General features: G+C 61.3%; 21 protein-coding genes. 5 read left to right on the top strand and 16 right to left on the bottom strand.

What is annotated here, in order from left to right; all coding sequences use genetic code 11:
* Positions 1–12 precede the first annotated feature (12 nt).
* The 11 genes from odhB to sdhC all read right to left on the bottom strand — a co-directional run bounded on the left by odhB (position 13) and on the right by sdhC (position 13,233).
* Positions 13–1,263, bottom strand: coding sequence for a 2-oxoglutarate dehydrogenase complex dihydrolipoyllysine-residue succinyltransferase (gene odhB, locus BLW69_RS00945; RefSeq protein WP_092659326.1), 1,251 nt, complete (start codon positions 1,261–1,263; stop codon positions 13–15).
* 61 nt (positions 1,264–1,324) lie between these two features.
* A complete protein-coding gene (locus BLW69_RS00940) occupies positions 1,325–4,324 on the bottom strand; it encodes a 2-oxoglutarate dehydrogenase E1 component (RefSeq protein WP_092659324.1) in 3,000 nt (999 codons plus the stop codon).
* A 258-nt stretch (positions 4,325–4,582) separates the two neighbouring features.
* Entirely contained in the window at positions 4,583–5,485 is a 903-nt protein-coding gene (sucD, locus tag BLW69_RS00935) for a succinate--CoA ligase subunit alpha (RefSeq protein ID WP_062581687.1), read from the bottom strand.
* Positions 5,486–5,500: 15 nt separating this feature from the next.
* Complete coding sequence (gene sucC / locus BLW69_RS00930; protein ID WP_062581685.1) at positions 5,501–6,694, bottom strand: ADP-forming succinate--CoA ligase subunit beta; 1,194 nt, start codon at positions 6,692–6,694, stop codon at positions 5,501–5,503.
* Between the two features lie 34 nt (positions 6,695–6,728).
* Positions 6,729–7,691, bottom strand: coding sequence for a malate dehydrogenase (mdh, locus tag BLW69_RS00925; RefSeq protein WP_092659322.1), 963 nt, complete (start codon positions 7,689–7,691; stop codon positions 6,729–6,731).
* Positions 7,692–7,864: 173 nt separating this feature from the next.
* A complete protein-coding gene (zapE, locus tag BLW69_RS00920) occupies positions 7,865–9,028 on the bottom strand; it encodes a cell division protein ZapE (RefSeq protein WP_092659320.1) in 1,164 nt (387 codons plus the stop codon).
* A gap of 21 nt (positions 9,029–9,049) precedes the next feature.
* Positions 9,050–9,589: a protease inhibitor Inh/omp19 family protein gene (locus BLW69_RS00915; protein ID WP_062462486.1), complete on the bottom strand. Its 540-nt coding sequence runs from the start codon at positions 9,587–9,589 to the stop codon at positions 9,050–9,052.
* 201 nt (positions 9,590–9,790) lie between these two features.
* Complete coding sequence (locus BLW69_RS00910; RefSeq protein WP_062462483.1) at positions 9,791–10,570, bottom strand: succinate dehydrogenase iron-sulfur subunit; 780 nt, start codon at positions 10,568–10,570, stop codon at positions 9,791–9,793.
* Between the two features lie 17 nt (positions 10,571–10,587).
* The gene (gene sdhA / locus BLW69_RS00905) at positions 10,588–12,441 is read right to left on the bottom strand and encodes a succinate dehydrogenase flavoprotein subunit (RefSeq protein WP_092659318.1); all 1,854 of its coding nucleotides are present in this window, start codon (positions 12,439–12,441) and stop codon (positions 10,588–10,590) included.
* 6 nt (positions 12,442–12,447) lie between these two features.
* Positions 12,448–12,828: a succinate dehydrogenase, hydrophobic membrane anchor protein gene (gene sdhD, locus BLW69_RS00900; RefSeq protein ID WP_062462477.1), complete on the bottom strand. Its 381-nt coding sequence runs from the start codon at positions 12,826–12,828 to the stop codon at positions 12,448–12,450.
* A 12-nt stretch (positions 12,829–12,840) separates the two neighbouring features.
* A complete protein-coding gene (gene sdhC / locus BLW69_RS00895; protein WP_062462475.1) occupies positions 12,841–13,233 on the bottom strand; it encodes a succinate dehydrogenase, cytochrome b556 subunit in 393 nt (130 codons plus the stop codon).
* Positions 13,234–13,518: 285 nt separating this feature from the next.
* Between sdhC and BLW69_RS00890 the strand changes: the two genes are divergently transcribed.
* Positions 13,519–14,013: a hypothetical protein gene (locus BLW69_RS00890; RefSeq protein ID WP_062462473.1), complete on the top strand. Its 495-nt coding sequence runs from the start codon at positions 13,519–13,521 to the stop codon at positions 14,011–14,013.
* 5 nt (positions 14,014–14,018) lie between these two features.
* On the opposite strand, the gene BLW69_RS00885 is transcribed toward BLW69_RS00890, so the two are convergent.
* The 5 genes from BLW69_RS00885 to tsaD are packed head-to-tail and all read right to left on the bottom strand — an operon-like array spanning position 14,019 to position 17,528.
* On the bottom strand, positions 14,019–14,663 hold the full coding sequence (locus BLW69_RS00885; RefSeq protein ID WP_092659316.1) for a class I SAM-dependent methyltransferase: 645 nt from the start codon (positions 14,661–14,663) through the stop codon (positions 14,019–14,021).
* A 7-nt stretch (positions 14,664–14,670) separates the two neighbouring features.
* Positions 14,671–15,111, bottom strand: coding sequence for an EVE domain-containing protein (locus BLW69_RS00880; RefSeq protein WP_062462467.1), 441 nt, complete (start codon positions 15,109–15,111; stop codon positions 14,671–14,673).
* Positions 15,112–15,118: 7 nt separating this feature from the next.
* Positions 15,119–15,412, bottom strand: a complete 294-nt coding sequence (locus BLW69_RS00875; protein ID WP_062581670.1) for a YciI-like protein — start codon at positions 15,410–15,412, stop codon at positions 15,119–15,121.
* Positions 15,413–15,432: 20 nt separating this feature from the next.
* Positions 15,433–16,434: an NAD(P)H-dependent glycerol-3-phosphate dehydrogenase gene (locus BLW69_RS00870; protein WP_092659314.1), complete on the bottom strand. Its 1,002-nt coding sequence runs from the start codon at positions 16,432–16,434 to the stop codon at positions 15,433–15,435.
* Positions 16,431–17,528, bottom strand: a complete 1,098-nt coding sequence (gene tsaD, locus BLW69_RS00865) for a tRNA (adenosine(37)-N6)-threonylcarbamoyltransferase complex transferase subunit TsaD (RefSeq protein ID WP_092659312.1) — start codon at positions 17,526–17,528, stop codon at positions 16,431–16,433. The genes BLW69_RS00870 and tsaD overlap by 4 nt, the downstream gene beginning before the upstream one ends.
* Before the next feature lie 66 nt (positions 17,529–17,594).
* On the opposite strand from tsaD, the gene hemC reads away from it, so the two are divergent.
* From hemC to BLW69_RS00845, 4 genes are all read left to right on the top strand, one after another.
* Positions 17,595–18,524, top strand: coding sequence for a hydroxymethylbilane synthase (gene hemC / locus BLW69_RS00860; RefSeq protein WP_092660938.1), 930 nt, complete (start codon positions 17,595–17,597; stop codon positions 18,522–18,524).
* A gap of 4 nt (positions 18,525–18,528) precedes the next feature.
* The gene (locus BLW69_RS00855; protein ID WP_162759426.1) at positions 18,529–19,242 is read left to right on the top strand and encodes a uroporphyrinogen-III synthase; all 714 of its coding nucleotides are present in this window, start codon (positions 18,529–18,531) and stop codon (positions 19,240–19,242) included.
* An 83-nt stretch (positions 19,243–19,325) separates the two neighbouring features.
* On the top strand, positions 19,326–20,693 hold the full coding sequence (locus tag BLW69_RS00850) for a COG4223 family protein (protein ID WP_244508716.1): 1,368 nt from the start codon (positions 19,326–19,328) through the stop codon (positions 20,691–20,693).
* 21 nt (positions 20,694–20,714) lie between these two features.
* The gene (locus tag BLW69_RS00845) at positions 20,715–22,340 is read left to right on the top strand and encodes a heme biosynthesis protein HemY (RefSeq protein ID WP_162759425.1); all 1,626 of its coding nucleotides are present in this window, start codon (positions 20,715–20,717) and stop codon (positions 22,338–22,340) included.
* The last annotated feature ends 15 nt before the right edge of the window (positions 22,341–22,355 follow it).

The following is a 22,355-nucleotide window of genomic DNA, read 5'->3' as shown; positions in this document are numbered from 1 at the left end:
GCTCTCCGCAAATTACAGATCAAGAACCAGACGTTCCGGATCTTCCAGGCTTTCCTTGACGCGAACGAGGAAGGTGACCGCTTCCTTGCCATCGACGATGCGGTGATCGTAGGACAGTGCCAGATACATCATCGGACGGATCACGACCTGACCGCCGATCGCGACCGGACGCTCCTGGATCTTGTGCATGCCGAGGATACCCGACTGCGGCGCGTTGAGGATCGGCGACGACATCAGCGAACCGTAGACGCCACCATTGGTGATGGTGAACGTGCCGCCCTGCATGTCTGCCATCGACAGCGTACCGTCGCGGGCAGCCTTGGCGAGACGACCGAGTTCCTTTTCGACGCCGGCGATCGAGCGCTGGTCGGCATCGCGGATGACAGGAACGACGAGGCCCTTGTCGGTACCGACGGCCATGCCGACGTGGCAGTAGTTCTTGTAGATGAGGTCAGTGCCGTCGATCTCGGCGTTGACGGCCGGCAGTTCCTTCAGCGCGTGCGTGACCGCCTTGGTGAAGAAGCCCATGAAGCCCAGCTTCACGCCGTGCTTCTTCTCGAACACGTCCTTGTAGCGGTTGCGAAGATCCATCACGGCCTTCATGTCCACCTCGTTATAGGTGGTGAGCATGGCGGCGGTGTTCTGGGCATCCTTGAGGCGCTTGGCGATGGTCTGGCGCAGACGCGTCATCTTCACGCGCTCTTCGCGCGATGCATCGTCAGCCGACGAGACCGGGCGGGGAGCAGCCGGAACCGAAGCCGGTGCGGCAGGAGCCGCCGGGCCCTTGGAAATGGCAGCGATCACATCGCCCTTCAGCACCTGACCGCGCTTGCCGGAACCGTCGACATCCGAAGTGGAGATGTTGTTGTCGGCAGCAACCTTGGCGGCAGCCGGTGCTGGCGGCATGGACGATCCGCCGGCAGGCGCTGCAGCAGGTGCCGGGGCAGCAGCTGCGGGTTCGGCAGCCTTCGCCGGAGCAGCTTCGGCCGGCTGTGCAGCAGGAGCTGCAGTGCCGGCAGCAGCACCGCCAGCCGAGATCTGGCCGAGCAGCGCGTCGAGGCCGACGGTCTCGCCGTTCTGGGCGACGATCTCTGTCAGAACGCCGGATGCTGGAGCTGGGACTTCGACGGTAACCTTGTCGGTTTCCAGTTCGACCAGCGGCTCATCGGCCTTGACCGTGTCGCCGACCTTCTTGAACCAGGTGCCGACGGTTGCCTCGCTGACGGACTCGCCGAGGGTAGGGACGCGGATTTCGGTGGCCATGATCTATTTTCCGTGTTTGTCAGATATCGTTTCGGAGCAATTGGTGGAGACGGCTGAAAAATCAGCCGCCGAGAGCGTCTTCGAGGAAGGCTTCCAGCTGTGCCAGATGCTTGGACATCAGGCCGGTTGCAGGCGATGCTGCTGCCGGACGGCCCGTGTAACGGACGCGCTGATACTTGGCATCGATATGCGCCAGAACCCATTCCAGATACGGATCGATGAACGACCACGACCCCATGTTCTTCGGCTCTTCCTGGCACCAGACCATTTCCGCATTGCGGAAGCGGCTGAGCTCGTTGATGAGCGCCTTGGCCGGGAACGGATAGAGCTGTTCGATGCGCAGCAGGTAGATGTCGTCGATGCCGCGCTTTTCGCGCTCTTCCAGCAGATCGTAATAGACCTTGCCCGAGCACATCACGACGCGACGGATCTTCGCATCCTTCTGCAGCTTGATCGGACCGTCCTTAATCATCTCCGCGTCGTCCCACAGCAGACGGTGGAACGAGCTTTCGCCCGCCATTTCCGCCAGCGTCGAGGTCGCGCGCTTGTGGCGCAGCAGCGACTTCGGCGTCATCAGGATCAGCGGCTTGCGGAAGTCGCGCTTCACCTGACGGCGCAGGATGTGGAAGTAGTTGGACGGCGTCGTGACGTTTGCGACCTGCATGTTGTCTTCGGCGCACATCTGGAGCCAGCGTTCCAGGCGGGCGGAGGAGTGCTCCGGGCCCTGCCCTTCATAGCCATGCGGCAGAAGGCAGACGAGACCGGACATGCGCAACCACTTGCGTTCGCCCGACGAGATGAACTGGTCGAACACGACCTGCGCACCGTTGGCGAAGTCGCCGAACTGGGCTTCCCATAGCGTCAGCGCGTTTGGACGCGCCAGCGAGTAGCCATATTCGAACCCGAGCACGGCCTCTTCCGACAGCATCGAGTTGATGACTTCGTACTTGCCCTGGCCAGCCTGCAGGTTGGAAAGCGGGATGTAGCGCTCTTCGGTTTCCTGATCGTAGAGAACCGAGTGACGCTGCGAGAACGTGCCGCGTTCGCAATCCTGACCCGAAAGACGGATCTTGGTGCCTTCGACGGTCAGCGAACCGAACGCCAGCGCTTCCGCCATTGCCCAGTCGATGCCTTCACCGGTCTCGATCATCTGCGCACGGTTATCCATGAAACGCTTGATCGTGCGGTGGGCGTTAAAACCTTCCGGAATGGTCGAAAGCTTGCGACCGATCTCTCTCAGATCCTTGATCGGCATCGCGGTCTTGCCACGACGCTGCTCGTCGGCATTGTCGGCGGAACGCAGGCCGGACCACTGGCCGTCAAGCCAGTCGGCCTTGTTCGGCTTGTAGCTCTGGCCGGCCTCGAACTCTGTTTCGAGATTGGCGCGCCAGTCGGCCTTCATCTTCTCGAATTCGCCTTCGGTGATGACACCTTCGCCGATCAGACGTTCGGCATAGATCTCCGCCACGGCCTTGTGCGCGCGGATGACCTTGTACATCTTCGGCTGCGTGAACGCAGGCTCGTCGCCTTCGTTATGGCCGAACCGGCGGTAGCAGAACATGTCGACCACGACCGGCTTGTGGAACTTCATCCGGTATTCGATGGCGATCTTGGCCGCGTAGACGACCGCTTCCGGATCGTCGCCGTTGACGTGGAAGATCGGTGCCTCGATCATCTTGGCAACGTCCGACGGATAAGGCGACGAACGCGAGAATCCAGGGTTGGTGGTAAAGCCGATCTGGTTGTTGATGATGACATGCATCGTGCCGGCCACGCGGTGGCCGCGCAGACCCGACAGGCCGAGGATTTCGGCAGTGACGCCCTGGCCGGCAAAGGCCGCATCGCCGTGCAGCAGCAGCGGCAGAACCTTGGCGCGCTCGGACAGCGGAATGATGTTGTCCTTGTCCCAGACCTTGGTCAACATGTCCTGCTTGGCGCGGGCCTTGCCCATGACGACAGGGTTGACGATTTCCAGGTGAGACGGGTTGGCGGTCAGCGACAGGTGAACCTTGTTGCCGTCAAATTCACGGTCCGACGAAGCACCCAGATGGTATTTCACGTCGCCCGAACCCTCGACTTCGTCGGGCTTGAACGAACCGCCCTTGAACTCGTGGAACACGGCGCGATGCGGCTTGCCGAGGACGTTGGTCAAGACGTTCAGACGACCGCGGTGGGCCATGCCGAGGATGACTTCCTCGAGGCCTTCCTGACCGCCGCGCTTGATGATCTGCTCCAACGCCGGGATAAGCGATTCACCGCCATCCAGGCCGAAACGCTTGGTGCCCTTGAAGCGCACGTCGAGGAACTGCTCGTAGCCTTCGGCTTCGACCAGCTTCGAAAGGATTGCCTTCTTGCCTTCAGGCGTGAACGTGACGCCCTTGGCGGGACCTTCGATACGCTCCTGGATCCAGCCCTTTTCCTCGGGGTTGGACATGTGCATGAATTCGACGCCGATGGTCGAGCAATAGGTGCGCTCGAGGATCTCGATCATTTCGCGAACGGACGCGTATTCAAGGCCGAGAACGTTGTCGATGAAGATCTTGCGATCGTAATCGCTCTCTTCGAAGCCGTAGGACTTCGGCGACAGCTCGTTGTAATCGTCGACCGGGCTCGCGATCCCGAGCGGATCGAGCTTGGCATGAAGGTGGCCGCGCATGCGGTAGGCGCGGATCATCATGATGGCGCGAACGCTGTCGCGGGTCGCCTGCAGAACGTCGGTCTGCTGCACCGGCTGGCCGGTCACTGCAGCGGATGCTTCCGCCTTCGCCTTGACCTTGGTCTTGATCGCCTTTTCGACGATCGGCCAGTTGCCGTCGAGTGCCGAGATCAGATCGCCATTGGCGGGGATCGGCCAGTTCGAACGTTTCCAGGAGGCGCCCTGCGCGGCCTTCCTGACATCTTCGGGGCTGTCTGCCAGCGCCTTGAAGAAGGCCTGCCATTCCTCGGAAAGCGACGTTGGATCACTTTCGTAGCGCCCATAGAGCTGCTCGATATAGGCAGCGTTCGCACCATCGAGGAAAGACGTGATGAGGAACTGTTCGTTGGCTTCTTGCCGTGCCATTGCTTCCCGCGGGCGCCGCGCCCGCCTCCTGACCTGATCGGCACCGGATGAATTGACCGGAAACCGCATTCTCTGACGTATGGCTCGATACCGCTGCGAGCGGCGCCGCTCTTTAGTAGACCTACCTCGGGTAGACCTACCTCGGGTAGACCTACCCTTGAGCGACTTACCCGCAGGTCGCATGCAGCAACCCGCGGGTCATTTGATGTCTGGTCCATCGCCGTCTATCTATCGGCGATGGGTGACCTTTATGTGGCGTTAGCCCTTGAGGACTTCAACCAGCGTCGTGCCGAGACGTGCTGGCGAAGGCGAAACCTTGATGCCCGCTGCTTCCATGGCAGCGATCTTGGATTCCGCATCGCCCTTGCCGCCGGAAACGACAGCGCCGGCATGGCCCATGGTGCGGCCCTTCGGAGCGGTCCGGCCGGCGATGAAGCCTGCCATCGGCTTCTTGCGGCCCTTCTTGGCTTCGTCGATGAGGAACTGTGCCGCTTCTTCTTCAGCCGAGCCGCCGATTTCGCCGATCATGATGATCGACTGCGTGGCTTCGTCCGCGAGGAACATTTCCAGAATGTCGATGAACTCGGTGCCCTTGACCGGGTCGCCGCCGATGCCGACAGCCGTCGTCTGGCCGAGGCCTTCGTTGGATGTCTGGAATACGGCTTCGTAAGTAAGCGTGCCGGAGCGCGACACGATACCGACCGAACCCTTGCGGAAGATCGAGCCCGGCATGATGCCGATCTTGCATTCTTCCGGCGTCAGTACGCCCGGGCAGTTCGGGCCGAGCAGGCGCGAGCTGGAACGGTCGAGGCGGGCCTTGACGCGAACCATGTCCATGACCGGAATGCCTTCGGTGATACAGGTGATGAACGGGATCTCGGCTTCGATCGCCTCGATGATCGCGTCAGCTGCACCGGCCGGCGGAACGTAGATCACGGACGCATCGGCGCCGGTCTTTTCCTTGGCTTCGGCGACAGTCGCATAGATCGGCAGGCTTTCGCCCTTCGAACCGGTCCAGGTTTCGCCACCCTTCTTCGGATGGATACCGCCGACCATCTGCGTGCCGTAGTAAGCAAGCGCCTGTTCGGTGTGGAACGTGCCGGTCTTGCCGGTCAGGCCCTGAACCAGGACCTTGGTATTCTTGTTAACGAGAATAGACATTATCAGGTCCCCAAATTAGGCTTTGATCGCCGCGACGATCTTCTTGGCAGCGTCGTCGAGATCGTCAGCAGCCGTGATCGCAAGACCCGATTCGTTGAGGATCTTCTTGCCCAGCTCGACATTGGTGCCTTCGAGGCGCACGACGAGCGGAACTTTGAGGCCGACTTCCTGAACCGCTGCGACAACGCCTTCGGCGATGACGTCGCACTTCATGATGCCGCCGAAGATGTTGACGAGGATGCCCTCGACCTTCGGGTCAGCCGTGATGATCTTGAAGGCAGCCGCGACCTTCTCCTTGCCGGCGCCACCGCCAACGTCGCAGAAGTTTGCAGGCTCTTTGCCGTACAGCTTGATGATGTCCATCGTCGCCATCGCGAGACCGGCACCGTTGACCATGCAGCCGATGTTGCCGTCGAGCGCCACGTAAGCGAGGTCCCACTTGGACGCTTCGATTTCCTTGGCGTCTTCTTCCGACTCGTCGCGCAGCGCCTTGACGTCGTCATGGCGGAAGATCGCGTTGCCGTCGAACGACATCTTGGCATCGAGAACGCGCAGATGATCGTCCTTCATGACGATCAGCGGGTTGATCTCGAGGAGCGCCATGTCCTTCTCGTTGAAGGCCTTGTAGAGCAGCGGGAACAGCGACTTTGCATCTTCCGCAGCAGCACCCGACAGTTCAAGCGCCGAAGAGATCGCAGCGATGTCTGCTTCAGTCACGCCGGCTTCCGGATCGATCGCGATCGTGTGGATCTTCTCGGGCGTGTCGTGAGCGACAGCTTCGATGTCCATGCCGCCTTCGGTCGAAACGACGAAGGCAACGCGACCGACCGAACGGTCGACGAGCAGCGAGCAATAGAGTTCGCGGGCAATGTCGGCACCGTCTTCGATGTAGAGGCGGTTGACCTGCTTGCCGGCATCACCGGTCTGCGCGGTTACCAGCGTGTTGCCGAACATTTCCTTGGCATGGCTCTTAGCTTCATCGATCGAGAAAGCCAGGCGAACGCCGCCCTTGGCTTCCGGTCCGAGTTCCTTGAACTTGCCCTTGCCGCGGCCACCTGCGTGGATCTGGCTCTTGACCACGTAAAGCGGACCCGGCAGCTGCTTTGCAGCAGCTTCGGCTTCTTCTGCGGAGAAGATTGCAACACCTTCCGCAACCGGTGCGCCATAACCCTTCAGGAGGGCCTTGGCCTGATATTCATGAATGTTCATCGACGTATCCTTAAATCCGTGCGCCCGAAGGCGATTACTTCAGCGCAGGCGCGATATTGATGCAGGCTTCGCAGAGAGCCGAAACAGCGCCGACCGACTTCGCGAAGGCAGCTTCTTCGTCTTTGTTGAATTCGACTTCGATGATCCGCTCGATACCACCGGCACCGATGATCGTGGGAACGCCGACATACATGTCCTTCACGCCGTACTGGCCGGACAGGTAAGCAGCGGCAGGCAGAACGCGCTTCTTGTCCTTGAGGAAGGATTCGGCCATCTCGATCGCCGAAGCAGCCGGAGCGTAGTAGGCAGAACCGGTCTTCAACAGGCCGACGATTTCTGCGCCACCGTCACGGGTGCGCTGGATGATTTCTTCGAGACGCTCGGCAGTGACCCAGCCCATCTTGACGAGATCGGTCAGCGGAACGCCGCCGACAGTCGAGTAGCGGGCGAGCGGCACCATCGTGTCGCCATGGCCGCCAAGAACGAAGGCCGTGACGTCCTGGACGGAAACGTTGAACTCTTCCGACAGGAACAGGCGGAAGCGAGCCGAGTCGAGCACGCCGGCCATGCCGACGACCATGTTCTTTGGCAGGCCGGAGAACTTCTGCAGCGCCCAGACCATCGCGTCGAGCGGGTTGGTGATGCAGATGACGAATGCGTTCGGGGCATATTTCTTGATGCCGGCGCCGACCTGTTCCATCACCTTCAGGTTGATGCCGAGCAGATCGTCGCGGCTCATGCCGGGCTTGCGGGCAACGCCGGCCGTGACGATGCAGACGTCAGCGCCTTCGATGGCGGAATAGTCGCTAGCACCGGAAAGCTTGGCGTTGAAGCCTTCGACGGGACCGGACTGGGCAATATCGAGGCCCTTGCCCTGCGGGATGCCGTCGGCAATGTCGAACAGGACGATGTCGCCCAGCTCCTTCAGGCTGGCAAGATGTGCCAGCGTGCCACCGATCATGCCCGAACCAATAAGTGCAATTTTCTTGCGCGCCATCGAAAAGCTTCCTCTCAAGACTTTACCTGCGTCAAGTCATAGCAGGTTCACGTGCGGCGCCACCGATAACGCCATATCGGAAAAATCGCAATCGATTATTTCGGAGTGATATTTTTCAATCGGTTAGATATCAATTACCTTACGTAAACGTAAGAACTTCTGTCATGAAAGTGTCAGGCTTCTTGACGCTTTGCGTTGTGCAGAGCGAGGTAATCGGCGCTCCGCATCTCCCAGAGACGGGAGATTGTTCGATCGAACTCGAACCCCTCGGTGCCGCGCTTCTCCAACAAAAGCTGATCCGGTTCGCTCGCGGCGGAGACGTAGAGTCTGACCGAATGGTCGTAGAACGCATCGACGAGATTGATGAAGCGCTTGGTTGCGTTGCGCTTTTCGGGTCCGAGCTGCGGGACGTGCTCAATGAAGACAGCGTCAAAGCGATCGGCGATCGCCAGATAGTCCGACGCGCCTAGCGGTTTTTCACACAAGTCCGAAAAGCTGAACCGTGCAGCCCGGCCGGACGCCAGCGGCACTTTGATGGTGCGACCTTTCATCGGCAACTCGACAGGGCTCGCCTTCTCGCCGTCGATCACCTGATGCCAGGTGTTTTCGATCGCGAGATCCGCTTGGGGGCTGAGAGGCGTCATATAGACGGGCAGGCTCGCCAGCTTCTGCATCCGGTAGTCGGTTGGCGAGTCCAGCGTGACGACATCCACGTAGCGGCCGAGCAACGCGATGAACGGCGTGAACAGACCGCGGTTGAGGCCATCCCTGTAAAGATCGTCGGGGGCTACGTTCGAGGTCGCGACGAGAACGCATCCAAGGCCGAACAATTCCGTGAACAGACGTGCAAGGATCATGGCATCGGTGATATCGGTCACCGAGAATTCGTCGAAGCAGAGAAGTTCCGCTTCTGCGAACAGGGCCGCAGCGATCGGCGGCACCGGATCTGCCTGTTTCGTCTCTCCGCGTTTCAGCTTTTGACGGTGCTCGTGGATACGTCCATGCACGTCGGCCATGAATTCGTGAAAGTGCAGACGCCGCTTTTTTGCGATGGATGCCTTCTTGAAGAACATGTCCATCAGCATGGTCTTGCCGCGACCGACGCTGCCATGCACATAAAGTCCGCGGATTTCCCGCGGCTTGCCGCCACCGCGGGCAAACAGCCAGCCGAGTGCACTCGTCTTCTTGGCTGGCTTCGTGTCTCTGAAGCATTTGAGAATGTGGTCGAGCTTGGCGGCCACCTGCATCTGCGCAGTGTCCGGAGTCAGCACCCCGGACGCCGCCAGTGCCTTGAGCTCTTCACCGACGCTCGATGTGTAGTCCGGGATCGGCTCCACCCTGCCGCCTCCGCAGACCGTTTACCGGCTGAGACCGAGAGGCTGGCCCGAATTGGTGGTGCCGTCGAAACGGGTATCGCCGCTCTTGTAGACGCGGCCGATGACGTCGCCGGCGCGGTTCTTGAACTGAACCATCTTGCCCGACACTTCCCACGAACCCATCGTCGTCAGTTCGCCGGAGCAGCCACGAGTGCCGCCGCGCGATCCGCTGCCGAGATTGGTGAGCGTCAGGAACATGTCGCAGGACGAGCCGCCATTGGCAACGCGCCAGTTGCCGACCATCTGCTGCTTGGTAATATCGAGAGCATTGGCAGGCGCCGCAGCATTCGGATCGACTGATGCCATCTGCTGGCCTCCCTGAGGCGCCGTCGGATATTGGGCTGCACCACCCGGAGGTGGAAGCTGGCCGCCCTGCACACCCTGAACAGGCTGTGCCTGAAGCGGCGCGGGCCGGGAGGGCTGTGCTGGCAGATCAGCATAAGGGGAGGTATTGGACGTCCTCTGGCAACCGGCAAGAGCCAGCGCAAGAACAACGCCTGTCGCCACATATCTGAACTGCATCGCAAAACTCCTGCTTTCAGCCGCATCTCTGCATGGAACTGATCCATTCAATTGAGACGGAATTACCGTAAAAGGACTTAGTTAATCAAGTCATACCGGCGCTATTTGGCGAAGGCACGACAACTGTCACGATTACGCGAGCTGTTTTAATCGAAAAATCCCGACCGTGCGTCTGCAGGGTCGGGATACTGTAAGGTTTTACTAGACGCGGCGCTCGACCATCATCTTCTTGATTTCGGCAATCGCCTTGGCAGGGTTCAGACCCTTCGGGCAGGTCTGCGCGCAGTTCATGATCGTGTGGCAGCGATAGAGCCGGAACGGATCCTCGAGGTTGTCGAGGCGCTCGCCCTTGGCTTCGTCTCTGGAGTCGATCAGCCAGCGATAGGCCTGAAGCAGAACAGCCGGACCGAGATAGCGGTCGCCGTTCCACCAGTAGCTGGGACAGGATGCCGAGCAGCAGGCGCAGAGAATGCACTCGTAGAGACCGTCGAGTTTCTGACGGTCGTCGTGGCTCTGCTTCCATTCCTTGGCAGGCGTCGGCGAGACGGTCTTCAGCCAGGGCTCGATCGAGCGGTGCTGGGCGTAGAAGTTTGTCAGATCCGGAACCAGGTCCTTGACCACAGGCATATGCGGCAGCGGATAGACTTTGACCGTTCCCTTCACGTCATCCATGCCCTTGGTGCAGGCAAGCGTGTTGGTGCCGTCGATGTTCATCGCGCAGGAACCGCAAATGCCTTCGCGGCACGAACGGCGCAGTGTCAGCGTCGGGTCGATATTGTTCTTGATGTAGAGAAGACCATCGAGAACCATCGGGCCGCAATCGTCGATATCGATGTAGAACGTATCGATGCGCGGGTTCTGGCCGTCATCCGGGCTCCAGCGGTAGACGCGGTATTCTCGGACGTTCGTGGCACCATCCGGCTTTGGCCAGACCTTGCCTTCGGTCATCTGGGAATTCTTGGGCAGAGCGAGTTCAACCATGTTCCAGTTTCCTCAGATCAATACACGCGCGCTTTCGGCTCGATCTTGTAAGGATCGATGCCGTCGGCGATCAGGTCCGTGTGGACCGGGCGATAGTCGAGCTTCACGTCGCCCGCGTCGTTGACCCAGGCAAGCGTATGCTTGCGCCAGGTCACGTCGTCGCGGCCGGAAAACGCGCCGTCCGTATAGTCCTCGCGTGCGTGAGAACCGCGGCTTTCCTTGCGCGCTTCGGCGCCGTAGACCGTGGTGATCGCGTTCGCCATCAGGTTATGCAGTTCGAGCGTTTCGACGAGATCCGAGTTCCAGATCATCGAATGGTCGGTGACCTTCACGTCGCGCATTTCGCCCCAGATTGCCGACATGCGCTTGCAACCGGATTCCAGCGACTCCTGTGTGCGGAACACGGCGGCATCATCCTGCATGGTGCGCTGCATCTTGTCGCGCAGGATCGCCGTCGGCGTCGAGCCGCTGGCGTGGCGAAGGCTGTCGAAGCGGTCCATGATCTTGTCGCAGGCGGCCGTGTTCAGTGCCGGGATCGGTCCTTCGCGGTCGATCACCTGGCCGGCGCGGATGGCGGCGGCACGGCCGAACACGACGAGATCGATCAGCGAGTTGGAGCCGAGACGGTTTGCACCGTGCACCGAAGCGCAACCGGCTTCACCCACGGCCATAAGGCCAGGCAGGATGCGTTCCGGGTTGTTGGCGTCTGCATTCAGCACTTCGCCCCAGTAATTGGTGGGGATGCCGCCCATGTTGTAATGCACGGTCGGCAGAACCGGGATCGGCTCGCGCGTCACATCGACACCCGCAAAGATCTTGGCGCTTTCGGAAATGCCGGGAAGGCGTTCGTGCAGCACGGCCGGATCGAGGTGGTCGAGATGCAGGAAGATGTGGTCCTTGTTCTTGCCGACGCCGCGGCCTTCGCGGATTTCCAGCGTCATGCAACGTGAGACCACGTCGCGCGAGGCAAGATCCTTCGCGGATGGCGCATAGCGCTCCATGAAGCGTTCGCCCTCGGAATTCACGAGGTACCCGCCTTCGCCGCGTGCACCCTCGGTGATGAGACAGCCCGAACCATAGATGCCGGTCGGGTGGAACTGGACGAATTCCATGTCCTGAAGAGGCATGCCGGCACGCGCCACCATGCCGCCGCCGTCGCCGGTGCAGGTATGGGCGGAGGTTGCCGAGAAATAGGCGCGGCCGTAACCGCCGGTCGCCAGAACCACCATCTTGGCGGTAAAGCGATGGATCGTGCCGTCGTCGAGGTTCCAGGCAACGACGCCTGTGCAGCGACCATCATCCGACATGATCAGGTCGAGCGCGAAATACTCGATGAAGAATTCCGCGTTGTGCTTCAGCGACTGGCCGTAGAGCGTGTGCAGGATGGCGTGGCCGGTGCGGTCAGCGGCAGCGCAGGTGCGCTGCACCGGCGGGCCTGCACCGAAATTCTGCATGTGGCCGCCGAACGGGCGCTGGTAGATCTTGCCTTCTTCGTTGCGCGAGAAAGGCACGCCGTAATGTTCGAGTTCGTAAACGGCCTTGGGTGCTTCCATGACCATGTACTGCATGGCGTCAACGTCGCCAAGCCAGTCGGAACCCTTGACGGTGTCATAGAGATGCCACTGCCACGAATCGGGCGTCATGTTCTGCAGCGAGGCGGCAATGCCGCCCTGCGCTGCGACCGTGTGCGAACGGGTCGGGAAGACCTTGGTGATGCAGGCCGTCTTGAAGCCCTGTTCGGCCATGCCGAGCGTGGCGCGCAATCCTGCACCGCCGGCACCCACGACGATCACGTCGTAGGAATGGTCGACATAGGTATAGGCCTTGCCGGTCTGAGAGGCGCCTGAAGCGATGGGGGTGACGGATGCCATGACGGATTATCCTACGAAAGCGATCTTCAGAACGGCGAACAGACAAAGCCCGGCGATCAGGATCGAGAAGAATGTGTTGAGCATGACGAACAGGACCTTCGCGAACTCGCTGTGCACGTAGTCCTCGATGATGACCTGCATGCCGAGCTTCATGTGGATGATGCCCGAGATCACGACAAGGCCCATGACAACAGCGACGAACGGGTTCGACAGCGCCTCGACCACTTCGGCAAACGGCTTGCCGGCATAGATGATCATGAAGATCACGAAAAAGGTCATCAACGGCACGTTGGCGACGGCGGTCATCCGCTGGCGCCAGAAATGTTCGGTGCCGTCTTTGGCGGAGCCCAGTCCGCGGACCTTACCGAGCGGGGTGCGCATATCCATGGAAGCTGTTCCTTAGCGAACGATGAAGCCGACCACCCAGACCAGCACGGTCAGACAGAGCGATGCGATGATGTTGGCGATGGCGAGCTTGGTCGAAAATTCCTTCTCGAAGCCACGGCCCAAGTCCCACATGAAGTGGCGGAAGCCGCCGAGCATGTGGTGGATCAGCGCCCATGTATAGCCGAGAAGAACCAGCTTGCCGGGAATGCTGCCAAGCGCCCAGTTGGCCCAGTCGTAGTAAGCCGGGCCGCTTGCTGCAGCGATCAGCCACCACGCGACGAGGATCGTGCCGAAATACAGAGCGCCACCGGTGATACGGTGAACGATCGACATGACCATTGTGGGGATTGGCTTGTAGATTGAGAGATGCGGCGACAGAGGCCGGTTGTTAGTCACATTCGCCATCAGAACCTCGCGGCGTCGTAATGCGTCAAAGAGCGGGAGCCCTTGGCAATGCACGCTGCCGAGAAAATGTGCATTGCATCATTCGCGTGGTTTAATCTTGGAATTCCCCAACGACAAGAACAATTCTAAACGATCGAGAATTTAATCGATTGTGTTTTTCTCAAGGTCTCGGGTTTGCCAGATCGCGGCACGATATCTGGCAAACCCGAACAATTGGTTTCTTGCCAGAAACCCGCTTTCGCTCCATGTTAATGTTTCGTTAACCTGTGTGTCGCGGAGTTCGTCATGATCAGTCACCGGATCAAGCCCCTTGTCATCGCCGCAGCAGTGCTTGCAGCCTTCGCATCAGTCGCTTCTGCGGCAGATCGCAGGCATCACCATCAGGGCTATGCCGACCGTGGATACGACAGAGGCCATCGCCACCAGTTCGTCGAAAACAATCGCTGGGATCGCCAGGGTGACGGACGACGCAACCGTCCTGCCGAGATCAACCGGATGACCCGTACTTATGCATCGGGTCGCTTTGATCGGGGCTCGTCATCCTTCACGCGCGGGATTGATACCTATGCAGGTTCGATCCAGGCCTACTCGGTCCCTGGCAATGGGACCTATTTTGTGCGCGACGATATCTACTGGCCGCAGCAGGAACGCCGCAGTCTGGCACTCGCCCCGAAAGCCAAGGTGATCGATGTAGCGCAGGAGATGGGCGGCAACGCGGTGGCCTCGAACAAATCCTGCTCGTTTGAAGCCGGCGTCTGCGTCATTCGAGGCGGCCGATAGTCGTCTCAGGCGAACCGCCACACGGTCGTCTTTTTGACCTCGCTGTCTTCAAGTGCCCGGGTGACGGGTACCTGGTAGACGGCCACCTCGGTAAGCCGATCCTTGGGGCAGTAGCTCCTGCCGGGATCGCCGACCAGAACGACCTTTCCCTCTCCCGATAACCGGGTAAACCACGGTATCAACAGATCGGCCATGCCGCGATCGTAGAACACGTCGCCGGCGAGCAGCACATCCGCCTCGATCTCTCGCCCGATCAGATCTTGCGACGTGAAGGATATCTCAACGTGGTTTTCTGCGGCGTTGAGCCTCACCGCAGCTTCCGTCCAGGGATCGATATCGGCGGCGAGCACGTGGGCTGCAGCAGCCTGTTTTGCCGCAATCGCCACCAGCCCGGATCCTGAGGCGAAATCCAGCACCCGCTTGCCCGCAACCGTATCGGGATGATCGAGGATATAGCGGGCGAGCCCCTGCCCGCCGGCCCAGGCGAAGGCCCAGAACGGCGGCGGCAGACCGATCGCCTGCAACTCTTCCTCCGTCTTCAGCCAGAGGTCATGCGCCTCGGTCGCCAGATGAAGCCGGATCTCCGGAACATGCGGCGGCGCGGTCACATCCGTGTTGGCGAGGATGAAGGTCGCAGGGTCGGTTTTCAAGGACGCGTCAGTCCGGCGAACGGGGCGGGTTCTTGACACCACCCAAGCGGCAGATCTCGAGATATTCCTCTTCCGTCACCGGCTGTACGGAAAGCCGCATCGAGGTGACCAGCGCCATCTTTTCGAACTGCGGATTGGCCTTGATGTCCTTCAGCGTGATCGGCTTCGGCACATCCTCGACGGCGCGAATATCGACGCAGTCCCACTTCGGATCGCCCTTGGCCGAGGAATCCGGATGCGACAGCGCGCAGACCTCGACGATGCCGACGATCTCCAGCCCCTCGTTGGAGTGGTAGAAGAACCCCTTGTCGCCAATCTTCATGGCCCGCATGTTGTTGCGGGCCTGATAGTTGCGCACGCCGGTCCATTCCTCGCCAGCTTTTCCCTTGGCCTTCTGCTGCTCCCAGGACCAGACATCCGGTTCGGATTTATAGAGCCAATAGGCCATGGTTATCTCACTCCGCAGGCTTGTTGATCGTCCAGTTCCACGGCTTCACATCGACCTTTTCGAACAGGCCGGCGAGGTAATAGGGATCGGCCTCGGCAAGCGTGCGGGCAGCCGCCATATCGGCGGCTTCAACCACGACCAGGCTGCCATTCGGCTTGCCTTCATCGTCCAGGAAAGGACCGGCAAACTTCAGCGTGCCGTCGGCATTCAGCTTGTTGAGATGTTCGAGATGGACCGGACGGGTTTCCATCCGGACGTTGAGATGGCCGGGCTTGTCGGTGCAGAGGAAGGCAAACAGCATCGTTCTCTCCTTGGGTTGATCTATTCCGTCGTGATCGGGCGGGTCATCAGGCGTTCCATCGCGTCAGCCACGCCAAGCCGTCCGTCGATGATCGCGGCAACGGCCTCCGTCACCGGCAGATCGACGGAGTGGGTCTGCGCGAGCTGGGCAGCGACCGACGCGGCAAAGGCGCCTTCGACCAGCGGTCCGCTGGACGCCGATGCCGGCTGCCCCTGCCCGAGCGAAATGCCGAAGCGCAGATTGCGGGACTGGTGGCTGGTACCGGTAAGCACCAGATCGCCGAGACCGGACAGGCCCCGCACCGTATCCGCCTTGCCGCCCATCGCCTCGACCAGACGCGACATTTCCGCAAGTCCGCGCGAAATGAGCGCGGCACGGGCCGAATCACCAAGGCCTGCGCCCTCGACGATGCCGCAGGCAATCGCCAGCACGTTCTTCATCGCCCCGCCGAGCTGCACGCCGATCCGGTCGGACGAGGCGTAAAGCCGGAAGGTCCGGCTGGACAGCACGGTCGCCAGACGCTCCGCGAGCAGTTGGTCCTCCGCCGCAAGCGCCATCGCCGTCGGAAGCCCGCGCGCAATGTCGAATGCAAAACCGGGGCCGGAGAGAACCGCGATCGGGTGGCTCGGAAGCGATGCCTCCAGAACGTCCGTCAGCAAAAGCCCTGACACGCGGTCTATGCCTTTGGCACAGGTAACGACCGCCGCATCCTTTGCGAGATACGGACCGTAATACCGCGCCGCATCGCTCTGCGCCTGCGAAGGCATGGCAAACAGCACAATGCTCGCATCCGAGATGGCGTCGGGTTCAGCGGAGAATTCGAGCGCATCCGGCAATGTCACGCCGGGAAGTGCTGCGTCATGGACGCGGTCGTTTCTGAGATCGGCCATCAGGCCGGTATTGCGGCCGATCAGCGTTACCGGGTGACGACCTTCGAGCGCGATGACGGCTGCGAGTGCCGTACCGAAGGCCCCGGCCCCGATCACGACGATCCGTTCTTGCGCCGTCCCTGCCCCGTTCATGCCTTGGCACCCCGTTTGCCGGAACCAAGCAGCGTCTGCGCATTTGCATCCAGCGGCCAGCGCGAGCGCGGCGCCACATCCATCCCGTCGAACGGCATGTCTTCGGCGAGACGTTCAAGCCCTGCCCAGGCAATCATCGCGGCATTGTCGGTGCAAAGCTTCATCGGCGGCGCAATAAAGCGAAATCCGTGTTCGATGCAGAGCGCCTGCAGCGTGCGGCGGATCTCCTGGTTGGCGGCAACGCCGCCCGCAACCACCAGCGCAGGACCGACATCCAGATGGCCGAATTCCTTGGAAAAGCGCGCAAGTCCACGCCCGATCCGGTCGCGCAGCGTTCGAGAGATCGCCTTCTGGAACGACGCGCAGATATCGGCGATATCCTGCTCGGACAGCGGCGCGATCTCGGTCGCGGCCTGACGCACGGCGGTCTTGAGACCGGAGAACGAGAAGTCCAGCCGGGCTTCACCAATCAGCGGCCGCGGCAATTGAAAACGATCGGGATTGCCCGTCAGCGCCGCCTTCTCGACGGCGGGTCCGCCCGGGTATGGCAGGCCGAGAAGCTTTGCCGTCTTGTCGAAGGCTTCGCCCAGCGCATCGTCGATCGTGGTGCCCCAGCGCTCATAGTCGCCGACGCCACGCACCAGAACCAGCTGCGTATGGCCGCCGGAGACCAGCAGCATAAGATAAGGGAACGACAATCCGTCCGTCAGCCGCGCCGTCAGCGCATGTCCCTCGAGATGGTTGATCGCCATCAGCGGCTTGCCGGTGGCGCGTGCAATTGCCTTTGCCGTCATCAGCCCGACGATCAATCCGCCGATCAGGCCGGGACCGGAGGTCGCCGCCACCGCGTCGATCTCATCCAGCGAGACGCCAGCTCGCGACAGGGCTTCCTCGATCAGACCGTCCAGCGCCTCCACATGGGCTCGCGCCGCAATCTCGGGCACGACGCCGCCATAGGCACTGTGCTCGTCGAGCTGCGAGAACACGACATCAGAGAGAATCTCGCCGCGACCGTCCTCGTGGCGCACGACGATTGCGGCCGCGGTTTCGTCGCAGCTTGTTTCAATGCCGAGGATGCGAAGAAATGCCGCCATGACCTATCGTTGATTGAAGAGGAAAACAGGTTTACGAGGGCTTCCGGTAACAATGGAATGACGCGGATGCAAACAAAACCTTTCCGGATAGGAACGCGGGGCAGCCCGCTGGCGCTCGCCCAGGCGGCCGAAACCCGTGCACGGTTGATGGCAGCCCATGACCTTCCGGAGGAAATGTTCGAAATTGTCGTCCTGTCCACGACCGGCGACCGCATCACCGACCGCGCCCTGAGCGAGATCGGCGGCAAGGGCATGTTCACGCTGGAGCTCGAAGAAAAGCTCTCCTCGGGAGATCTCGACTTCGCGGTGCATTCCTCCAAGGACATGCCGACCAAGCTTCCGGAAGACCTTTACATCTCCGCCTACTTGCCCCGCGAGGATATCCGCGATGCCGTCATCGGCCGCACGGCGCCGAGCCTCAAAGCTCTGCCCGACGGCGCGACGGTCGGAACCGCATCTCTGAGGCGTCAGGCGCTGGTGCGCCGTCTTCGTCCCGATATCCAGGTCGCGATTTTTCGCGGATCGGTCGGCACGCGCCTTCGCAAGCTCAATGAAGGCCATGTGGACGCGACGCTTTTGGCGTATGCCGGGCTGAAGCGGCTGGCCCGCGAGGAAGTTGCGACCGAACTGCTCGACCCCGTCGATTTTCCGCCAGCGCCTGCACAGGGCGCGATCTGCCTCGAGAGCCGCATCGGCGACACGGCCATCGATGACCTGCTGAAAGCCGTCAACGACTGTCCCACCTTTGACGCGGTCAGTTGCGAGCGCGCATTTCTGGCAGCCCTCGATGGCTCATGTCGGACACCGATCGGCGGCTACGCGATCTGCGACGGAGATCACCTGAAATTTTCAGGCCTGATCCTGACGCCGGACGGATCGATCGAACATGCGGTCGAAATCAGCGGCCGACGGGCGGATGCGGAAACGCTTGGTCGCCAGGCCGGAGAAACGGTCCGTGCCGCCGCCGGACCGGGCTTCTTCGAAGGCTGGGTCTGACGCCATGCGGGTCATCGTTACCCGCCCTGACCATTCCGCCCGGCGAACCGCAGCACGGCTCGAGGCCCTCGGCCATCAGCCTGTCTTCCTGCCGCTCACCCGCGCCGAGCATCACCTGGAGATCGCCCGAGAAGCGCTGTCTGAACCCCATTCCGCGCTTGTCGTGACCAGCGCCGAAGCCGTTCGCGTGCTTGGCGAACTTGGACACGAAATCCGCCCTCACCTATCCACGCAGATATACGCCGTCGGCGACGCGACCGGCGAGGCAGCACGCGCCCTCGGCTTTACCGATATCCGCTGCGGCGATGGCACCGGGCATGATCTGGTGGAGAGGATCGCCCAGGATGTCGGCGAAACATCCAGTCTCCTCTATCTCGCCGGCAATCCGCGTTCGCCGGATCTGGAGGACGGGTTACACGCCCGCGGCATCGCCTGCAAAACGATCGAGATCTACCGGATGGTCAAGGTCGGCTACCGGACCGAGATCATCGAACCGCTTCTGACCCGCCCGCCGGCCGACGCAGTTCTTCTCTATTCGCGCCACAATGCCGCGCTGTTATTCGAACTCGTGCAGCCGTTTGCAGCCTCGATCGAACATTTGCAGGTCATCTGCCTCAGCAAAAACGTCGCTACCGCGGTGCCTGAAAAATTTCATTCTGCTATCTTCGTCGCTGAAACACCCGACGAAGATGCACTTTTCGCGTTTCTTTCACCATAGTGCCAAGCCAAATTCTCTCGCTCCCCTTTCCTTACCCTGCCCCACCAACTACTTTCCCTGAGCAGATGCGAAAAGAGGTCGAGATGGTAACGGAAAAACCACCCCGCCGATCGATGGCGGAGAAAGAACCGGTCACGATCGACCTGACGGCCGATGGCGCTGGCGTGGTGGCCGAGCCCGTGCGCAGCAATGACAGCGACATCCCGGAAAGCGCTTCGGAAAAAGTCGAAGCTTCTGAGACGGCGGATGCCATCCCGCTGGCCGGCGAGCCGGTGACATCGACCGTGCCTGAAAAGACCGACACGTCCCACGTGATCGGCCAGCCGGATAGCTCCCATGGGCGAGACGAGCCAGGTGTGACGGGAACATCCGATCCGGTTGTGACCGAGCCGGACGCGCCGATTGCGACAGACGCTGCTCGTGACGCTGCCCCCTCGCCGACCGAGGAATTCACCCCGTCGCCCACGCCCGGTTTTGACGAACCTGCCGCTAAGCATGAAACCTTTGACAAGGCATCGGACGCCCAGCCAGCCACCCGCTCCGGTGGGACCTCGGCGTCCACGCTGATTGCTGCCGGCATTTTCGGCGGCATCGTAGCGCTTCTGCTGGCGGGCAGCATGCAGTATGCCGGTTATCTTCCGTCATCGTCTCCGGCGGCATCCGGCTCGACCGAACTGTCGGACGAAATCGAAGCTCTTCGCCAGGATATCCAGACGCTGCGCAGCCAGCCGGCGTCTCCCGATACGGAACTCGCAAGCCGCGTTCAGGCGCTGGAAAGTTCTGTCGCGCAGAATTCCGGCGGTCCGACCGAAGAAAGCTTGAATGCCATCCAGCAGCAGCTGGCAGACACCAAAGCTGCGGCAGCCACGCAGACGGCCGAGCTTTCCCGCCGCCTCGAAGCGGCAGAGGCCCAGATCAACGATCGCGGCCCGGAACAGCAGGTTGCCCGCGCCGTCGCTGCTGCCGGACTGAAGGCCGCCATCGATCGTGGCGGCTCGTTCGAGGCAGAGCTTCAGGCCTATACGAACATTGCCGGCGACGATCCCGCGATCGCCGAGCTCAAGACATTCGCCGCAGACGGCGCGCCGTCGCGTGAACAGCTGCAGAGCGAGTTTCCCGCTGTCGCCGATGCGATCATCCAGGCGTCTGTGCCTTCAGATCCGGATCAGGGCATTGCCGCCCGGCTTCTGTCCTCCGCCATGTCGGTGGTGAAGGTTCGCCGCGTCGGCGATGTCGAGGGTGACACGGTCGACGCGATCGTATCGCGCATCGAGGACCGGTTGCGCAGCGGCGACCTTCAGGCGGCGGCCCAGCAGTGGGATACGCTGCCGGAAGCCGCAAAATCCGCGTCTACCGAGTTCAAGCGGAAGCTGGATGCGCGGGTACAGGTTGAAAATCTCGTGAGCGGAACTCTTTCGCGCGCGCTTGCTGGCACGAAATCAGGCTCTTAAGGCTGAAGAAGAAAGAAACGGATGATCATCAGGCTCTTCATTTTTCTTCTCGTGGTTCTGGGCCTCGGCTGGGGCTTTTCTTGGATTGCGGATCGCCCAGGGCTGATCTCGATCACCTGGCAGGACCACCTGATCGAAACCAGCATCATGGTAGCCGCCACCATGGTCGTGGCGCTGATTGCGGCCGTCATGATCGTCTGGTGGATCATCGGCGTCATCTGGACGTCGCCGCTCTCGGTGCGTCGCTATTTCCGCACCCGCAAGCGTGACCGCGGCTATCAGGCGCTCTCGACCGGCCTGATCGCAGCCGGTGCCGGCAATGCCGTTCTTGCCCGCAAGATGAGCATCCGCACGCGTGGCCTGCTCAGCGCCGATCAGGAACCGCTCATTCACCTTCTGGAAGCCCAGGCCGCCCTGATCGAGGGGCGCCATGCCGACGCACGCGCCAAGTTCGAACAGATGGCCGAAGACCCGGAAACCCGTGAACTCGGTCTTCGCGGCCTTTACATGGAAGCACGCCGTCTCGGCGCCAACGAAGCTGCTCGCCAGTATGCCGAAAAAGCCGTCGAACATGCGCCCTACCTACCCTGGGCAGCCCAGGCGACGCTCGAATCGCGCAGCCAGTCCGGCCGTTGGGACGAGGCCATCCAGCTACTCGATCAACAGCGGGCGGCAAGTGTGCTCGAACGCGGCGAAGCCGAGCGCTTGAAAGCCGTTCTTCTGACCGCCAAGGCGAGCGAACGCCTGGAAAGCGACCCGAACGGTGCCCGCGAAGATGCAAAGGCCGCTCTGAAGCTCGCCAAGGGCCTCGTGCCGGCCGCGATCATTGCAGCCAAGGCCTATCTGCGCGAAGACAATATCCGCAAGGCAGCAAGCATCCTCGAAAGCGCCTGGAAGATCGAGCCGCATCCGGATCTCGGCCGCACCTATGTCCGCGCCCGCAGCGGCGATAGCACGCTTGACCGTCTGAAGCGTGCCGAAAAGCTCGAAGCGCTGCGTCCCAACAACATCGAATCGCTGCTGGTCGTCGCGCAGGCAGCTCTCGATGCCCAGCAGTTCCCCAAGGCGCGCGCCAAGGCAGAAGCTGCAGCCCGCATGCAGTCGCGTGAGGCCGCCTATCTCCTGCTGGCCGATATCGAGGAAGCGGATACCGGCGATCAGGGCCGTGTCCGTCACTGGATGGCGCAAGCGCTGCGTGCTGGCCGTGATCCTGCCTGGGTTGCCGACGGTATCGTTTCGGACAAATGGTTGCCGCTCTCGCCGGTCACCGGACGTCTTGATGCCTTCGAATGGAAAGTCCCGTTCGGCCAGATCGAAGGACCCGTCGAAGACGGCACCCTGGCCGCAGACGAGGCGATCGCAACGCTTCCGGCAATCACGCTTCGCGAAGACGTCACGCCGACTGTCGAAACACCGGAAAACGAGAGCACCAATCAGGTTGCTGCCGACATGCAGCCCGTTGTAGTGCCTCAGGAAGACTTAGCTGTTGCAGCAAAAACACCTACGGCCACGAATGTGACACCGGAGCAGCCCCCGGAGGCAGAAAAGCAGGACGAGCCCGTTCCCTTTTTCGGTCGTCCGCCCGATGATCCCGGTGTCAAGGACGCAAGCGCCGAGAAGTCTCCCACGAGGCTGAGGCTTTACTAGAAAAACCGGAGAAGG

Origin of the sequence: Rhizobium sp. NFR12 (assembly GCF_900108545.1) — a bacterium.
GTDB classification, from domain to species: domain Bacteria; phylum Pseudomonadota; class Alphaproteobacteria; order Rhizobiales; family Rhizobiaceae; genus Neorhizobium; species Neorhizobium soli.
This window is presented reverse-complemented; position numbering and strand designations above follow the sequence as displayed.

Excerpts from the sequence above, each read along its gene's own strand:
- odhB (WP_092659326.1), bottom strand. The coding sequence starts at position 1,263 with ATGGCCACCGAAATCCGCGTCCCTACCCTCGGCGAGTCCGTCAGCGAG.
- BLW69_RS00940 (WP_092659324.1), bottom strand. The coding sequence starts at position 4,324 with ATGGCACGGCAAGAAGCCAACGAACAGTTCCTCATCACGTCTTTCCTC.
- sucD (WP_062581687.1), bottom strand. The coding sequence starts at position 5,485 with ATGTCTATTCTCGTTAACAAGAATACCAAGGTCCTGGTTCAGGGCCTG.
- sucC (WP_062581685.1), bottom strand. The coding sequence starts at position 6,694 with ATGAACATTCATGAATATCAGGCCAAGGCCCTCCTGAAGGGTTATGGC.
- mdh (WP_092659322.1), bottom strand. The coding sequence starts at position 7,691 with ATGGCGCGCAAGAAAATTGCACTTATTGGTTCGGGCATGATCGGTGGC.
- BLW69_RS00915 (WP_062462486.1), bottom strand. The coding sequence starts at position 9,589 with ATGCAGTTCAGATATGTGGCGACAGGCGTTGTTCTTGCGCTGGCTCTT.
- BLW69_RS00910 (WP_062462483.1), bottom strand. The coding sequence starts at position 10,570 with ATGGTTGAACTCGCTCTGCCCAAGAATTCCCAGATGACCGAAGGCAAG.
- sdhA (WP_092659318.1), bottom strand. The coding sequence starts at position 12,441 with ATGGCATCCGTCACCCCCATCGCTTCAGGCGCCTCTCAGACCGGCAAG.
- sdhD (WP_062462477.1), bottom strand. The coding sequence starts at position 12,828 with ATGGATATGCGCACCCCGCTCGGTAAGGTCCGCGGACTGGGCTCCGCC.
- sdhC (WP_062462475.1), bottom strand. The coding sequence starts at position 13,233 with ATGGCGAATGTGACTAACAACCGGCCTCTGTCGCCGCATCTCTCAATC.
- BLW69_RS00890 (WP_062462473.1), top strand. The coding sequence starts at position 13,519 with ATGATCAGTCACCGGATCAAGCCCCTTGTCATCGCCGCAGCAGTGCTT.
- BLW69_RS00880 (WP_062462467.1), bottom strand. The coding sequence starts at position 15,111 with ATGGCCTATTGGCTCTATAAATCCGAACCGGATGTCTGGTCCTGGGAG.
- BLW69_RS00875 (WP_062581670.1), bottom strand. The coding sequence starts at position 15,412 with ATGCTGTTTGCCTTCCTCTGCACCGACAAGCCCGGCCATCTCAACGTC.
- BLW69_RS00870 (WP_092659314.1), bottom strand. The coding sequence starts at position 16,434 with ATGAACGGGGCAGGGACGGCGCAAGAACGGATCGTCGTGATCGGGGCC.
- tsaD (WP_092659312.1), bottom strand. The coding sequence starts at position 17,528 with ATGGCGGCATTTCTTCGCATCCTCGGCATTGAAACAAGCTGCGACGAA.
- hemC (WP_092660938.1), top strand. The coding sequence starts at position 17,595 with ATGCAAACAAAACCTTTCCGGATAGGAACGCGGGGCAGCCCGCTGGCG.
- BLW69_RS00855 (WP_162759426.1), top strand. The coding sequence starts at position 18,529 with ATGCGGGTCATCGTTACCCGCCCTGACCATTCCGCCCGGCGAACCGCA.
- BLW69_RS00850 (WP_244508716.1), top strand. The coding sequence starts at position 19,326 with ATGGTAACGGAAAAACCACCCCGCCGATCGATGGCGGAGAAAGAACCG.
- BLW69_RS00845 (WP_162759425.1), top strand. The coding sequence starts at position 20,715 with ATGATCATCAGGCTCTTCATTTTTCTTCTCGTGGTTCTGGGCCTCGGC.